At 71.3% G+C, this 14,658-nt stretch carries 13 protein-coding genes and 1 tRNA gene; 10 read left to right on the top strand and 4 right to left on the bottom strand.

Annotation, left to right across the window (positions count from 1 at the left end; translation table 11 throughout):
* Positions 1-213 precede the first annotated feature (213 nt).
* A complete protein-coding gene (locus tag ACQP10_RS00625; RefSeq protein WP_433540660.1) occupies positions 214-1,731 on the top strand; it encodes a hemolysin family protein in 1,518 nt (505 codons plus the stop codon).
* The gene (locus ACQP10_RS00620) at positions 1,728-2,762 is read left to right on the top strand and encodes a hemolysin family protein (protein ID WP_433540659.1); all 1,035 of its coding nucleotides are present in this window, start codon (positions 1,728-1,730) and stop codon (positions 2,760-2,762) included. The genes ACQP10_RS00625 and ACQP10_RS00620 overlap by 4 nt, the downstream gene beginning before the upstream one ends.
* A 481-nt stretch (positions 2,763-3,243) precedes the next feature.
* On the opposite strand, the gene ACQP10_RS00615 is transcribed toward ACQP10_RS00620, so the two are convergent.
* A tRNA-Leu gene (locus tag ACQP10_RS00615) sits at positions 3,244-3,326 on the bottom strand.
* A 160-nt stretch (positions 3,327-3,486) separates the two neighbouring features.
* Here ACQP10_RS00615 and ACQP10_RS00610 point away from each other — a divergent pair.
* From ACQP10_RS00610 to pknB, 7 genes are all read left to right on the top strand, one after another.
* Positions 3,487-4,227 (top strand): FhaA domain-containing protein, encoded by a 741-nt coding sequence (locus ACQP10_RS00610; RefSeq protein ID WP_179821335.1) that lies wholly within the window; start codon positions 3,487-3,489, stop codon positions 4,225-4,227.
* A gap of 17 nt (positions 4,228-4,244) precedes the next feature.
* Positions 4,245-4,712, top strand: a complete 468-nt coding sequence (locus tag ACQP10_RS00605; RefSeq protein WP_179821337.1) for an FHA domain-containing protein FhaB/FipA — start codon at positions 4,245-4,247, stop codon at positions 4,710-4,712.
* Positions 4,709-6,001, top strand: a complete 1,293-nt coding sequence (locus ACQP10_RS00600) for a PP2C family protein-serine/threonine phosphatase (protein ID WP_399498738.1) — start codon at positions 4,709-4,711, stop codon at positions 5,999-6,001. Before ACQP10_RS00605 ends, ACQP10_RS00600 begins: the two co-directional genes overlap by 4 nt.
* Before the next feature lie 4 nt (positions 6,002-6,005).
* A complete protein-coding gene (locus ACQP10_RS00595) occupies positions 6,006-7,388 on the top strand; it encodes an FtsW/RodA/SpoVE family cell cycle protein (protein ID WP_433540658.1) in 1,383 nt (460 codons plus the stop codon).
* Entirely contained in the window at positions 7,385-8,857 is a 1,473-nt protein-coding gene (locus tag ACQP10_RS00590) for a peptidoglycan D,D-transpeptidase FtsI family protein (protein WP_346018211.1), read from the top strand. Before ACQP10_RS00595 ends, ACQP10_RS00590 begins: the two co-directional genes overlap by 4 nt.
* The gene (locus ACQP10_RS00585) at positions 8,854-10,386 is read left to right on the top strand and encodes a protein kinase domain-containing protein (RefSeq protein WP_389992556.1); all 1,533 of its coding nucleotides are present in this window, start codon (positions 8,854-8,856) and stop codon (positions 10,384-10,386) included. Before ACQP10_RS00590 ends, ACQP10_RS00585 begins: the two co-directional genes overlap by 4 nt.
* An 82-nt stretch (positions 10,387-10,468) precedes the next feature.
* Positions 10,469-12,370, top strand: coding sequence for a Stk1 family PASTA domain-containing Ser/Thr kinase (gene pknB, locus ACQP10_RS00580; protein WP_346018213.1), 1,902 nt, complete (start codon positions 10,469-10,471; stop codon positions 12,368-12,370).
* A gap of 140 nt (positions 12,371-12,510) precedes the next feature.
* Here pknB and ACQP10_RS00575 read toward each other — a convergent pair whose 3' ends face one another.
* The 3 genes from ACQP10_RS00575 to ACQP10_RS00565 are packed head-to-tail and all read right to left on the bottom strand — an operon-like array spanning position 12,511 to position 14,163.
* Positions 12,511-13,149 carry an anthranilate synthase component II gene (locus tag ACQP10_RS00575; RefSeq protein ID WP_433540657.1) on the bottom strand — a complete coding sequence of 213 codons (639 nt, stop codon included), beginning with the start codon at positions 13,147-13,149 and terminating at the stop codon, positions 12,511-12,513.
* Positions 13,146-13,304 (bottom strand): hypothetical protein, encoded by a 159-nt coding sequence (locus ACQP10_RS00570; RefSeq protein WP_179821351.1) that lies wholly within the window; start codon positions 13,302-13,304, stop codon positions 13,146-13,148. Before ACQP10_RS00570 ends, ACQP10_RS00575 begins: the two co-directional genes overlap by 4 nt.
* Positions 13,305-13,314: 10 nt before the next feature.
* Positions 13,315-14,163, bottom strand: a complete 849-nt coding sequence (locus ACQP10_RS00565; RefSeq protein WP_433540656.1) for a class E sortase — start codon at positions 14,161-14,163, stop codon at positions 13,315-13,317.
* Positions 14,164-14,369: 206 nt separating this feature from the next.
* Between ACQP10_RS00565 and ACQP10_RS00560 the strand changes: the two genes are divergently transcribed.
* A complete protein-coding gene (locus ACQP10_RS00560) occupies positions 14,370-14,615 on the top strand; it encodes a cell division protein CrgA (RefSeq protein ID WP_179821357.1) in 246 nt (81 codons plus the stop codon).
* Positions 14,616-14,658: the final 43 nt, after the last annotated feature.

Genomic DNA, 14,658 nt, shown 5'->3' with positions numbered 1-14,658 from the left:
TCTCCCCAAGTTTTGGTCATACAGAAGTACCCAGACGGTACATAAACCCCAGTGATGCAGTCGTCAGCCGATCTGGAAACACCAACCCCTCACGGATCGTTACGGTAGAGGACGACCTCTGCTCGAAAGGATGATCGTGTCCACTCCGGACCCATGGAGTACCGGCCCGTGCACAGGCACGGGAACCGCTGACCCGACCGGGAGAACCGCCCTGTGAACACGGCTCTCGGTCTGCTGGCCGTACTCCTTCTCACCGTCGCCACCGGCTTCTTCGTCGCCCAGGAGTTCGCGTTCGTGGCCGCCGACCGCGCCGTGCTGCGCGAGCAGGCCGAGGCCGGTGACGCCGCCGCCCGGCGCGCGCTGGAGGTGACGGGCCGGCTCTCCTTCATGCTCTCGGGTGCGCAGCTCGGCATCACCGTCACCGCGCTGCTGGTCGGCTTCATCGCCGAACCCGCCATCGCCGAGGTGATCCGTCCCGGTCTCTCGGCCGTCGGGCTGCCCGCGGCCGTCGTGCCGGGCTTCGCCGTGGCGCTGGCCATCGTGATCGCCACCGTGGTCCAGATGGTCCTCGGCGAGCTGGCCCCGAAGAACTTCGGCATCGCCCGCCCGGAACCGGTCGCCAAGTTCCTGGCCCGCTGGACGCTCGGCTACCTCAAGGTCGCCGGGCCCGTCATCCGGCTGTTCGACTCCGCCGCCGCCGGCCTGCTGCGCCGGGTGGGCGTGGAACCGGTCGAGGAGGTCGAGCACGGCGCGAGCCCCGAGGAGCTGTCCCGCATCATCTCCGAGTCGGCCACGGCCGGCGATCTGCCGCCCCGGCTGTCGGAGCAGCTCGAACGCGCCCTGGAGTTCGGCGACCGCACGGCCGAGGACGTCATGGTGCCGCGCCCCCGGGTGGTGCTGCTCCGCGCCGCGCGCCCGATCTCCGACCTGGTCGACGCGATCCGCGAGCACGGCCACTCCCGCTATCCGGTGCTGTCCACCGAGAACGGCGAGGAGGTGGTCGGCGTCACGGGCGTCCGCGAGCTGCTGCGTTCCGGCGAGTCCGAGGGCCCGCTGTCGCGGATCACCCGCCCGGCCCTGCTGGTGCCCGACTCGCTGCCGCTGCCGGCCGTGCTGGAGCGCATGCGCGCCGCCCGCGACGACCTCGCCTGCGTCATCGACGAGTACGGCGGGCTCGCCGGCGTGGTCACCGTCGAGGACCTGGCCGAGGAGCTCGTCGGCGAGCTGATGGACGAGAACGACCCCGAGCCGGCCGGCGTCGTCGCCAACGGCGACGGCACCTGGAACCTCCCCGGCACGCTCCGCCTCGACGAGGTCGAGCGCGTCACCAAGCTGGCGCTCCCGGAGAGCGACGACTACGACACCATCGCGGGCCTGGTGCTCGCCGAACTCGGCCGGATGGCCGAGCTCGGCGACGAGGTGACCGTCCCGCTGACCATGGAGACCGATCTGCTCGACGACGACGGCCCGGAGGAGGCCAGCGCGGTGCTCACCGTGCTGTCGGTGCAGCGCCGGGTCCCGGAGTGGGTACGGCTGTCGCTCCCCGCGGCCGGGGACGGCGCGCGGGACGACGGCACACCGGACGACCGCGCGAAGAACGGCGCCCGGAAGGACGGCCCGCGGGACGACGGCGCCCGGGAGAACGGCGCGCGGCGCGGCGAGCCCGCCCTGAGCGCCGGCCACCGGACCGGAGAGGGCGCCAGGACCGGCGCGGCGGGGAGAAAGCGATGAGCCCCGTGGGCGCGCTGCTGCTCGGCGTGGTGCTGCTGATCGGCAACGCCTTCTTCGTCGCCGCGGAGTTCGCGGTCATCTCGGCCCGCAGGCACCGCCTGGAGGAGCTGGCGGGCCGGGGCGGCCGGTTCACCCGGATCGTCGCCCGCGCCGCCGTACGCGGCGGCAAGGAACTGTCGCTGATGCTGGCCGGCGCGCAGCTCGGCATCACGCTGTGCTCGCTGGGCCTGGGCATGGTCACCGAGCCGGCCATCGAGCACCTGCTGGAGCCGGTCTTCGGGCTGGTGGGCGTGCCCGAGTCGCTGCGGGTCCCCGTCTCGCTGGTGCTCGCGCTGGCCCTGGTCACGTTCCTGCACATGGTCGTCGGCGAGATGGCCCCCAAGTCGTGGGCGCTGACCCACCCGGAGACCGCGGCGATGAGCGTGGCCCTGCCGTTCCGCGGTTTCACCCGGGTGATGCGGCCGGTGCTGGCCGCCCTGAACGGCCTGACCAACGCCGTGCTGGGGATGTTCGGCGTGCACCCGAGGGACGAGCTCGCCACCACCAGGACGCCGGTGCAGCTGGCCATGCTGGTCGGAGAGTCGGGGCGGATGGGCCTGCTCGACCGCACCGAGCACGACCTGCTCACCCGGGCGTTGCGCGCCCACCAGCAGCCGGTCGAGCGGCTGATGCTGCCCATCGAGCGGGCCGCCTCGGTGGCCGGCGACGCCCCGGAGGCCGAGGTGCGCCGCGCCGCCGCCGACAGCGGGCACCTGCGCCTGCTGGTCAACGCGGGGCGCCGCTCGGAGGTGGTGGGTGTGCTGCACGTCAGGGACCTGCTGATCCGGCCCGGAGAGAGCCCGGCGGAGCTCGCCCGCCCGGCGCCCAGGCTGGCGAAGACCACGACGATCTCCGAGGCGGTCGCCGTCCTGCAGGACGCACACGCCCACGTGGGCCTCGTCACGGACGAGGGCGGCGAGGTGGCCGGCATGGTGAGCCTCACCGACCTGGTGGGCGAGATCCTCGACGTCCGGGTCCTGGCCGCCCGCTGAGGGGTCATCGGAGAACGAAGCCGGCGGCGGGGCGGACCGCGTCCTCCCGCCGCCGGCGGTTCCCGCACCGGGCCGTCCGGTTCTTTCCGCCGCAGGCGGTTCCCGCACGGAGCCACCCGGCTCCTCCCACCGGCCCCCGGTCGCGCCGGTCCGGCCGCTCAACCCGGCTCAACCCGGCGGCCTTCCGTCGCCCGGACCGGCGATCCCCTTTCCGCGCAGGTCAGCGATATCCCGATCGCACCGGGCAGCCGGATCGCCATGATCATTAAGCTGAGGGCGAACAGGATGAATCTCCAGCAAGCCCGCCGAAAGTGCCCTGCAAGCGATTCGGGGTAGACAGTCGGCCATGATCGGTCACCGTACGGCCCCCCGCCCGGACTCCGGGGGAAGGCCGCCGCGACATGCGAAAGGGCCCCGGCTCTCACGAACCGGGGCCCTTCATCGACAGTTCGGATCCGCCGATTTCATCGACGGTTCCGCGTGGGCGAGGAGGGATTTGAACCCTCACGTCCTTTCGGACACACGGACCTGAACCGTGCGCGTCTGCCGTTCCGCCACCCGCCCTTGTTGGGTGCGGTCGAAACATTAGCACGAATCAGCCGCTACCCACGAACCCGGATACGATCCTCCTAGACGCGGAGCGGAGGAGCTTGGGTGCGAGAGAGCGAGGAACGAGCCCCCCAGCGGCCGTGACCCACATAGGACGGAAGAAGGGAGGTACCCGGTGGGAGTCCTTCAGCGCTTCGAGCGCAGGCTCGAAGGCTTGGTCGAGGGGGCCTTTGCGCGGGCGTTCAAATCTGACCTTCAGCCGGTCGAGGTCGCCAGCGCGGTCCAGCGGGAGATGGACGAGCGGGCCGCGATCGTCGCGCAGGGGCGCACGCTCGTGCCGAACGACTTCGTGGTCGAGCTGTCCATGACCGACAGCGAGCGCCTTGAGGTCTACGCCGACAGCATCGGCCACGAACTCGCCAACCTCGCCAGGGAGTACGCCAAGGAGCAGGGCTACTCGTTCGTGGGACCCGTCCGGGTGCGCTTCGAGACCGCCGAGGACCTGGCGGTCGGGTTGTTCCGGATCCGCTCCGGCGTGATCCGCGGCGCGACGGTCGAGCAGGACGAGATCCGCCACCCCCCGAGCGACGTGCCCGCGGCCCGGCCGCGCGCCTTCGGCGGGCAGCCCCGGCTGCTGGTCTCCACCCAGGACGACCCGCAGGGGCAGCGCTCCTACGACCTCACCACGCCGGTGACCCTGCTCGGCAGGGGCACCGACTGCGATCTGCGGCTGGTCGACCCGGGTGTGTCCCGGCACCACGCCGAGCTGCGAGTGGAGGGCCCCGAGGTCGTGCTCGTCGATCTCGGCTCCACGAACGGCACCTTCGTCAACGGCCAGCCGGTCCGCCGGGTCGAGCTCCAGAACGGCACTCGCGTGACGCTCGGACGCACGACACTGGTTTTCCGGCGCGATTAGAGGTAAACAGACGCTCCATGTCCGAGCTCACGCTGCTGCTGATCCGGCTCGCCTTCCTCGCGGTGCTGTGGTTCTTCGTGATCGCCGCGGTCGGCGTGATCCGGACGGACCTCTTCGGCTCCCAGACGGCAGGCGCCGCCTCAGCCCGCAAGACGCCCAAACCGGTCAAGCCCGCGGCCAAACCCAAGAAGGGGGAGCCGCGGCAGATGGTCGTGACCGGCGGGCCCCTGCAGGGCACCACCATCCCCCTCAGCGAGGCGACGATCACCATCGGCCGGGCGACCGAGTCCACGCTGGTGGTCAACGACGACTACGCCTCCAGCCGGCACGCCCGGCTCTTCCCCCAGGACGGTCAGTGGATCGTGGAAGATCTCGGCTCGACCAACGGCACATATCTCGACCGCTCCAAAGTCACCCGTCCGACTCCGGTGCCGCTCGGTGTTCCGATCCGCATCGGTAAGACCGTCATCGAATTGCGCAAATGACCATCGCACTCCGTTACGCCGCCCGCTCCGACGTCGGGCTCCTCCGCGAAGGCAACGAGGACTCGGCGTACGCCAGCGGCCGCCTGCTCGCCGTCGCCGACGGCATGGGCGGCCACGCCCACGGTGAGGTGGCCAGCTCGGTCGCCATCGCCGCGATGTCCTCCCTCGACGAGGGCGCGGCCGGAAGCGACCTGCTCAGCGCCATCGAGGCGGCGGTCCGCGACGCCAACCGCAGGCTGCACGAGATGGTCGGGCGCGACCCGAGCCTGAAGGGCATGGGCACCACGCTCACCGCCATGCTGTGGTCCGGGACGCGGGTGGCGCTGGTCCACGTCGGCGACTCCCGCGCCTACCTCCTGCGGGCCGGGGAGCTCTACCAGATCACGCACGACCACACTCTGGTGCAGTCCCTCGTGGACGACGGGCGGATCACCCTGGAGGAGGCCGCCACGCACCCGCAGCGGTCGATCCTGCTGCGGGCGCTCGACGGCAGCGGGGAGGTCGATCCCGACCTGTCCCTGCGCGAGGCGCAGGTCGGTGACCGCTACCTGCTGTGCTCCGACGGGCTGTCGGGGGTGGTGAGCGCCGAGACGCTGCACCACACGCTCTCGACGGTGGACGATCCGGAGGCGGTGGTCCGCGCGCTCATCGACCTGGCCAACCGCGGCGGCGGCCCGGACAACATCACCTGCGTGGTCGCCGACGTCCTGGAGGTGGACGAGGGGTCCGTCCCGGCCGCCGAGGCGGCCGTGGTCGGCGCCGCGGGCTCGACCCGGTCCCAGCCGCAGCCGCCGGACACCCCGGCGGGCCGCGCCGCCGCGATCACCATGCCGCAGCCGGTCGTCACCGACGACGAGGACGGGCCCGCGGCCCCCCGGGCCGCGGGACGCCCGGCGAAACGCCGGCGGCGTCTGTGGCCCCTTCTGGCCTCCGCCGGGGGCGTCGTCTTGGTCGGCAGCGGCCTAGGGTGGTACTTCGGAAACCAGTGGCTCGACGACCAGTACTTCGTGGGGGCGAAAGGGGATGAGATCGTGGTTTTCCAGGGCGTGAAGACCAATATCGGTCCCATCGAGCTCTTCGACGTCGCCCGGAGCACCGCCGAGTCGATAACGGTCCTCGGAGCCTTCCAGCAGGGTCAGGTCCGCGACGGCATCCCCGTCCCCGACGTCGACGCCGGCCTGCGGAAGATCCAGGAGCTGAAGTCGTCCGCCCAGAAGCCGGAGGGAAAGCCCAGGCAGACCGCCCAGCCCAGCGAGAGCGCAACCCCGGAACCCACGAGGTCGCAGTAGACACATGAGCACCCCTGCCGCAGAGCCCGTCCCCATGCCCGCCAAGCGACGGGTGGCCCAGCTCGCGATGCTGGCCTTCGCCGTCGCGATCGTGATGTTCGCGTACGCGAACGTCGGCCTGGCCATCGACCAGAAGATCCCGGCGGGGATGCTGGGCTACGGCCTCGGTCTGGGCGGCCTCATGCTGGTGGCCTACCTGGTGCTGGCGAAGTTCGCCCCCTGGGCCGACCCGCTGATCCTGCCGCTGGTGACGCTGATCAACGGCCTCGGACTGGTGATGATCTACCGGCTGGAGGAGGCCGAGGCGTTCGGCGCCTCGGCCACCACCCAGCTGATGTGGACGGCCGTCGGGGTCGTGATGTTCACCGTCACGCTGATCGTGCTGCGCGACCACCGCGCGCTGCAACGGTTCAGGTACACCGCCGGAGCGGTCGGTCTCGTCCTGCTGATCTCTCCGCTGCTGCCGTTCATCGGCGTCTCGCAGAACGGCGCGCGGATCTGGATCGGCATCCCCGGCCTAGGCCAGCTCCAGCCCGCCGAGTTCGCCAAGCTCGCGCTGATCGTGTTCTTCGCCGGCTACCTCGTCGCCAAGCGCGACGTGCTGGCCCTGGCCGGGCGGCGGCTGCTCTTCATCGACCTGCCCCGCGCCCGCGACCTCGGCCCGATCCTCATCGTCTGGGGCCTCAGCCTCGGCGTGCTGATCCTGCAGAAGGATCTCGGCTCCTCGCTGTTGATCTTCGGCACGTTCATCGCGATGCTCTACGTCGCCACCCAGCGCACCTCGTGGGTGCTGATCGGCATCCTGCTGTTCATCGGCGGCGCCGTCCTCGCCGGGACGATCTTCGACCACGTGTACGCCCGGTGGGAGGTCTTCCTCGACCCGGAGAACCAGGCGTTCTACGACCGTGAGCTGGGTGGCAGCGCCCAGCTCATGCAGGGCCTGTTCAGCATGGCCACCGGGAGGATCCTCGGCACCGGGCTCGGCCAGGGCCACCCCGACCTGATCCCGCTGGCCATCTCCGACTTCATCTTCCCGGCCGTCGGCGAGGAGCTCGGCCTGACCGGGCTGATGGCCCTGCTGATGCTCTACGCGCTGCTGGTCGAGCGCGGCCTGCGCACCTCGCTCGCGGCCCGCGACCCGTTCTCCAAGCTGCTGGCGGGCGGCCTGTCGTTCATCCTCGCCTGGCAGGTCTTCATCATCGTCGGCGGCGTCACCAACCTGATCCCCCTCACCGGCCTGGTCACGCCCTTCATGTCGCAGGGCGGTTCGGCGCTGCTGGCCAACTGGATCCTCATCGCGTTGCTGGTGCGCACGTCGGACACGGCCAGGCAGCCGCCGCCCCAGGCCATCCAGGACGAAGGAATGACGCAGGTGTTCCAGCGATGAACGGTCCCCTCAAGCGCGTCGCCATCGCCTGTCTGCTCATGTTCGGCCTGCTCATGTTCAACGTGAACTACCTGCAGGCCGTCAAGGCGGACAAGCTGAGCGCCGACGCCCGCAACAATCGCAACTTCTACAACCGCTACGAGGTCGAGCGCGGCCGGATCACCGCCGGCGACAAGGTGCTCGCCGAGTCCGTCGACACCGGCGTCAACAAGGACTTCCGGTTCGAGCGCCGCTACCCCGGCGGCAAGGTCTACGCGCCCATCACCGGCTTCTTCGCGCCCGAGAGCGAGCGCGACATGGAGCGCGCCGAGAACGGCCTGCTCAACGGCTCCAGCGCCGACCTGCTGATCCGTCGCGGCATCGACCTGCTCAGCGGCAAGAAGACCAAGGGCGCCAACGTCGACCTGACGATCGATCCCAAGGCCCAGGAGGCGGCCTACGAGGCGCTGAGCGCCAGCGGCAAGAAGGGCGCGCTGGTCGCGATCGAGCCGAAGACCGGGGCGATCCGCGCCATGGTCTCGGTGCCGTCCTACGATCCCAACCCGCTGGCCGTGCCCAACAAGGCCGACGTCAACAAGGCGTACAACAAGCTGGACAAGAACGCGGACAAGCCGCTGGTCAACCGGGCGATCGAGCGCACCTACCCGCCGGGCTCGACCTTCAAGGTGGTCACCATGGCCGCCTACCTCGAAAGCGACGACAGCCTCGGCCCGCAGAGCCAGATCGACGCCCCACAGGTGCTCGACCTGCCCAACACCACCCACGACCTGCCCAACTACGCCGGCGCGGCGTGCGGCGCCGGTCGGGTGACGCTGTCGTTCGCGCTGGAGAAGTCCTGCAACACGCCGTTCGGCAAGATGGCCATGGACCTCGGCTACGACGCGCTTCAGAAGCAGTCGGAGAAGTTCGGCATCGGCGGCGAGCCGCTGAGCATCCCGCTCGCGGTCGCGGGCAGCAGGCTCCGCGGCGACGAGGACCTCGACGCCGACAAGGCCGCGCTCGCCCAGACCGCCATCGGCCAGCGCAGCAACCAGATGACCCCGCTGCAGATGGCCATGATCGCCGCGGGCATCGCCAACAACGGCGTGGTGATGAAGCCCTACCTGGTGAACAAGGTCGCCGACGCCGAGGGCAACGAGATCGAGTCCGCCGACCCCGAAGAGCTGTCCACCGCCGTCAGCGAGGAGACCGCGGCCAAGCTCAAGGAGATGATGGTCAACGTCGTCGACATCGGCACCGCCGGCGCCGCGAAGGTCCCGGGCGTCACTGTCGGCGGCAAGACCGGAACCGCCGAGACCGCCGACGGCCGCGACCCGCACGCCTGGTTCATCTCCTTCGCCCCCGCCGAGGACCCGAAGATCGCGGTCGCGCTCATCGTGGAGTCCGGGAGCGCCGGTGGCGAGGCCACCGGCGGTCACACCGCCGCCCCCATCGCCAAGAGCGTGATGGAAGCGGTGCTGAGACGATGACCGCGTTGCTCGGGGGTCGATACCGCCCGCTGGGGCGGATCGCGACGGGCGGCATGGGCGAGGTCTGGCGGGCCCGCGACGAGCTGCTGGGCCGCGAGGTGGCGGTGAAGCTGCTGCGCCGCCACGTGGCGGCGGACCCCGACTTCCGCGAGCGGTTCCGCATGGAGGCCAGGATCGCGGCCGGCCTGTCCGACCCCGGCATCGCCCAGGTCTTCGACTACGGCGAGGCCGACGACGTCGCCTACCTCGTGATGGAGCTGGTCCCCGGCGATTCGCTGGCGACCATCCTGAAGCGCTCCGGCCGGCTGAGCGTCGAGGACACCCTGGACATGGTCGAGCAGACCGCCCGGGCTCTCGCGGCCGCGCACCGGTCCGGGATCATCCACCGCGACATCAAGCCGGGCAACCTGCTGGTCACCGAGACCGGAACGGTGAAGATCACCGACTTCGGCATCGCCCGGGCGCTGGAGGCCGCGCCCATGACGCAGACGGGTACCGTCCTGGGCACCGCCCAGTACGTCAGCCCCGAGCAGGCGTCGGGGGAGCGGCTGACCGTCGCCACCGACGTCTACTCGCTCGGCGTGGTCGCCTACGAGTGCCTCGCGGGCCGGCCACCGTTCGTCTCCGAGACGCAGGTGGCGATCGCGCTCATGCACATCGGCCAGGAGCCGCCGCCGCTGCCCGAGAGCGTGCCGCAGGCGGTGCGGGACCTGGTGATGCGATGCCTGGCCAAGGACCCCGGCAGCCGTCCGGCCGGGGCCGAGGATCTGGCCGGCCGGGCCCGCGCGCTGCGCGAGTCGCTCACCGCCGCCGGGGCGACCGGGCTGGCCCTGCTGACCGATCCGCACGGGTGGCGGGCGGAGCCCGCGAGCGAGTGGCCGCGCGACGTCGTGCCCGCCCCGGCGGACGGGGACGCCGGGGCGCCGACCCCGGTCGGCGCGGTCGGGGCGGACGACACGGACCCGGCCGGCGCGGGCGCCGCGGGCGCGAGCTCGGTCGTCGCGGGTGTCGCGGGCGCGGGGATCGCGGACCCGGGCGTCGCGGGCACGGACCCGTACGGCCCCGGCGCGGAGACCGCGGACGGTGCGCGGCGCCCCCGGCGGAGGCTGCGCCGTACGACGATGATCGCCGCCACGGTGGTGGGGTGCGCGGCGGCCGTCGGGCTCGGCGCACTGGCCGCCCAGGACCTGACGCACCGGAACGTCGACCGCGGGTCCGGCGGGTCGGTCATCCCGGCCAGCCCCGCCGTCACCGCCTCCCCGTCGCCCACGCCGACGCGTCCCAAACCGGTCCGGAGCCGGCCGTCGGCCGTGCCGACGAAACAGCACCGGCCTCCGTCCACGCCGTCGGCTACCGTAAGCACATCGGCCACGCCCAGCGCCCAGCCGAGCACGTCGCCGACACCCAGCCCCACCCCGACCGCCCCGCCTCCGCCCCCGACCCCCACCGCCCCTCCGGCGACGCCGAGCACCACGACCAGCACCACCCCCGACCCCGGCGAAACAGACGCGCCGAACGAGGAGACGTAATGCGGCACGGGGTCGATGATGGACACCGGTGGAACAAGGGATCACCGGCACCCAAGATGAACGGTAAGGGACAGTGCAGGAAATGACTCAGCCCCGACGCCTCGGCGATCGCTACGAGCTCGACGGCGTCGTCGGACGCGGCGGCATGGCCGAGGTGTACCGCGCTCGAGACATCCGGCTGGACCGGGTCGTCGCCATCAAGACGCTCCGCGCGGACCTCGCCAGGGACCACATCTTCCAGGCGAGGTTCCGCCGGGAGGCGCAGTCCGCCGCGTCACTGAACCACCCGTCCATCGTCGCGGTCTACGACACCGGTGAGGACGTCACGGACGGCGCGCCGGTGCCGTACATCGTGATGGAGTACGTCGACGGCCGCACGCTGCGCGACCTGCTGCGCGCCGACCGGCGGCTGATGCCCGAGCGGGCGGCCGAGCTGGTCGACGGGATCCTGCGGGCGCTGGACTACAGCCATCGCGGCGGCATCGTCCACCGGGACATCAAGCCGGCGAACATCATGATCACCCGCAACGGCGACGTCAAGGTCATGGACTTCGGCATCGCCCGCGCGATGGCCGACTCGGCCGCGACCATGACGCAGACCGCGCAGGTCATCGGCACCGCCCAGTACCTGTCGCCGGAGCAGGCCCGGGGCGAGCGCGTCGACGCCCGCAGCGACCTGTACTCCACCGGCTGCGTGCTGTACGAGCTGCTGACCGGGCAGCCGCCGTTCACCGGCGACTCTCCCGTGGCGATCGCCTACCAGCATGTCCGCGAGGACCCGATCCCGCCGTCGCAGATCGACCCCGAGATCCCCAAGTGGGCCGACGCCATCGTGCTCAAGGCGATGGCCAAGGACCCGGCGCACCGCTACCAGAACGCCGGGGAGATGCGGGCCGACCTCCAGCGGGCGCTGTCCGGGATGCCGATGGACGCCCAGACGATGGCGATCACCAACAACTACGGCTCCGCCACCCGGACCATGCAGCAGACCCCGGCCGGCGCCTCCGGCCCGGCCACCCAGCGCACCACCGCCGTCCCGGCGTACGAGTACGGCACCGAGGCGGCCGGCGGGGGTGGCGGAGGCGGCGGCCGGCGCCGCCAGCAGGGCAACGGCAACGCCGCGGTCAGGACCGCCGCGTGGATCCTGGTCCCGCTGCTGATCATCGGCGCCTTCATCGGCGTGGGCTACATGTTCCTGAGCTCCCCCGGCGACACCGCCAAGGGCGGCAAGGTGAAGATCCCCTCGCTGGTCTCGCAGACCGAGGAGGCGGCGAACAAGACGCTCGTCGGCATGGGGCTCAAGGTCAAGGTCGTCGAGAAGTACGACGAGGAGATGGAGAAGGGCGCGGTCATCGACACCGACCCGCCGGCCGAGACCGAGGTGGACAAGGGCAGCGAGGTCGTCCTCACCGTCTCCAAGGGCCTGGAGAAGGTCGCGGTGCCCGACGTGGTCAACATGACCACCGAGGAGGCCACCTCCGCGCTGGAGGCCAAGAACTTCAAGGTCAGCGTGGTGCCCCAGGTCTCCAGCGGCAAGGAGGGCGTCGTCTTCAAGACCGATCCCGAGGCGGGCAAGCGGGCCGCCAAGGGCAGCACCGTCCGGCTCTACGTGCCCAAGGCGGCCGTGGAGGTGCCGAGCGTGGCCAACCTCACGGTCCAGGACGCCAAGCGGCTGCTGCAGCAGGCCGGTCTGAAGGTCAAGGTCGTCCCGCAGTCGAGCGAGCTGCCCAAGGACACCGTCCTCAGTCAGGGTCCCGAAGCGGGGGCGAAGGTCCAGCCGGGCACCACGATCACGCTGGTCGTGTCCAGCGGCGAGGCGCCGCAACCGACCCAGCAGCCGACGACCCCGAGCGACGAGCCGACCGTCGGCGACGACCCCCAGCCGGACGACACCAACACCGACGACGGGTGGGGTGACGGCGGCGGCCAGGATGACGGCGGCGGCGACGTCTTCGACAACCCGCCGCCCGGCGACGGAAACTGAGCGACCGGTCAGCACCGCGATGAGGGGCCTCGCCGTACGGCGGGGCCCTTCGTCGTTCACGGGCCGCGCGAGCCGTTCCCGGCCGGAGAGAGCGGTGAGCCCTTCCGTCACTCGGGGGCGATGGCGGAAGGGCTCACTGGTTAGTCGTTCAGGCGGACGCGGGTGTTACAGACCTCGTCGAGCCAGTTTCCGAGCAGCCGGTGACCGTGCTCGGAGACCACCGACTCCGGGTGGAACTGCACGCCCTCGACGGGCGCGGTACGGTGCCGCAGGCCCATCACCGTGCCGTCGGCGGTGGTCGCGGTCACCCGGAGGTCGGCCGGCACGGTTTCCGGGACGACGGCCAGCGAGTGGTAGCGGGTCATGGTGACCGGGGACGGCAGCCCGGCGAAGACCCCGCTGCCGTCGTGGATGATCGCGCTGGTCCGGCCGTGCATCAGCTCGGGGGCCCGCGCGACGGTCGCGCCTTGGGCCACGGCGATGGCCTGGTGGCCGAGGCAGACGCCGAGCAGCGGCAGACCGCGGTCCCGGCAGCGGATCACGAGCGGGACGCTCACCCCGGCGTCCTCGGGGGTGCCGGGGCCGGGGCTGATCAGGACCCCGTCGAACCCGTCGGCGTCCTCGGCCGCGACCAGGTCGCGCGGGCGGACGTCACAGAAGGCGCCCAGCTCGCGGAGGTACTGGACGATCGTGTGGACGAAGCTGTCGTGGTTGTCCACGACGAGGACGCGCGGCGCCGTCCCCGGCCGGCGCGGGGTCATCGGGTGGCGCGGGGTCATGGGACCATCGTGACGTGGTCGAAGGGAATCCGGGTCTCGATCCAGGGGAACACGAGGAACCAGAGTACGGCCACCGCCAGCCCGGCCAGTGTCAGCGCCGTGACCGTCTTCCACACGGGGCCGCCGGGAAGCAGCCGCCAGATCCACTCGTACACGCGACCCTCCTCATCCGCTCGTGTCGTGTTCGCCCGCCGGGCCGTGCGCGGGACGCCCGCCCTCCGGGCCGTGCGTGGAGTGCCCGTCCACGGCGTGATCTCCCTTCACGCCCGTTCCCGCGGCCGGGCCGCCCGGTGGACGGCCGGCCCGCGATGGTTCCGGCTTCCGATCGGCCCGCGATGGTTCCGGCTTCCGATCGGCCCGCGGCGGTTCCGGCTTCCGGTCCGCCCTCCAGGGGCGGTGGTCCCGGCGTCCCTCCAGCTCGCCGGTGACGATCAGCCGCTGGGCGGCGGAGTACTCCGGGTGGCAGGTGGACAGCGTGATCAGGGCTCTGGTCGGCCTGCGATCGGGATGGGCGGGGTTCGGGGCGATGACGTCGAGGTCCGTGGGATCGACCACGCGCTTGTCGGTGACCCGGTAGGTGTAGCGGGCGTCGCGGGCGTCGACCACGATGTAGTCGCCCCGGTGGAGCTCGTCGAGACGGTTGAACGGGGCGGCATAGGTGGTTCGGTGCCCCGAAATAACGAAATTTCCAACTTTTCCGGGCAGGGCGGAGCCGGGGTAGTGGCCGGGCCCCATCCGGAGCTGCTCCCAGCCGACGCCCTCCACCACGGCGTACCGGTAGAGATCGCCGAGCCGGGGGATCCGCAGCATGGCCAGCGCCCCGCCCACCTGGACCTCGCCGAGCCGGCCGGTCCGCACGATGTTCTTCCTGGCCTCGACGAGCTGCCTGCGCAGCAGCGTCTGCTGCTCACCCGTGTAGGAGCCGGTCCCCCAGACGAGGTAGGCGCAGAAGAGCAGCAGGACCGCGCCCAGCGTGACGCCCGTCTCCCCCAGGGCTCTCAGCGCGGCTCTCATTCACTCAGGCTAGGCGGAAGAGGCGGCCCGGGACCGGAGCGAAGCGCGCCGTTGGCGCAAGGTTTGCCCCGTGCTGATCGCCCGTGGGATCGCCATGTCCCATGTGTGCGGTCTATTCTTACTCGGGTCTTCACCCACCAGCGACTACGCTGGCTACACGGCCTGCGCACGATCCGGACCGCGCAGGGTTGACGCAGGAGAACCCAGTGCCCAAGTCCAAGTCTCGCAAGAAGGCGGTCTACACCCCGCCCCAGACGGCCCAGACGGTCAAGGTGAGCCCGCGCTGGCTCGCGCCGGTCATGGTGGCCTCCTGGATCATCGGCATCCTGTGGATCGCCGTCTACTATGTGGCCCCCACCGCGCCCCTCATCGGCGCCCTCGGCAACTGGAACCTGTTCATCGGGTTCGTTTTCATCATCTTCGGTGTGGTGCTGTCCACCCGCTGGCGTTAGTTCTTTCCACAGGGTTATCCACACCCTGGGGAAGCCCCAGGGT

The organism is Streptosporangium sandarakinum (assembly GCF_050942225.1).
Classification (GTDB): Bacteria; Actinomycetota; Actinomycetes; order Streptosporangiales; family Streptosporangiaceae; genus Streptosporangium; species Streptosporangium nondiastaticum.
This window is presented reverse-complemented; position numbering and strand designations above follow the sequence as displayed.

Bases quoted from the DNA above. Each gene is read 5' to 3' on its own strand.
- ACQP10_RS00600 (WP_399498738.1), top strand. From the start codon at position 4,709: ATGACCATCGCACTCCGTTACGCCGCCCGCTCCGACGTCGGGCTCCTC.
- pknB (WP_346018213.1), top strand. From the start codon at position 10,469: ATGACTCAGCCCCGACGCCTCGGCGATCGCTACGAGCTCGACGGCGTC.
- ACQP10_RS00575 (WP_433540657.1), bottom strand. From the start codon at position 13,149: ATGACCCCGCGCCACCCGATGACCCCGCGCCGGCCGGGGACGGCGCCG.
- ACQP10_RS00595 (WP_433540658.1), top strand. From the start codon at position 6,006: ATGAGCACCCCTGCCGCAGAGCCCGTCCCCATGCCCGCCAAGCGACGG.
- ACQP10_RS00620 (WP_433540659.1), top strand. From the start codon at position 1,728: ATGAGCCCCGTGGGCGCGCTGCTGCTCGGCGTGGTGCTGCTGATCGGC.
- ACQP10_RS00605 (WP_179821337.1), top strand. From the start codon at position 4,245: ATGTCCGAGCTCACGCTGCTGCTGATCCGGCTCGCCTTCCTCGCGGTG.
- ACQP10_RS00590 (WP_346018211.1), top strand. From the start codon at position 7,385: ATGAACGGTCCCCTCAAGCGCGTCGCCATCGCCTGTCTGCTCATGTTC.
- ACQP10_RS00585 (WP_389992556.1), top strand. From the start codon at position 8,854: ATGACCGCGTTGCTCGGGGGTCGATACCGCCCGCTGGGGCGGATCGCG.
- ACQP10_RS00565 (WP_433540656.1), bottom strand. From the start codon at position 14,163: ATGAGAGCCGCGCTGAGAGCCCTGGGGGAGACGGGCGTCACGCTGGGC.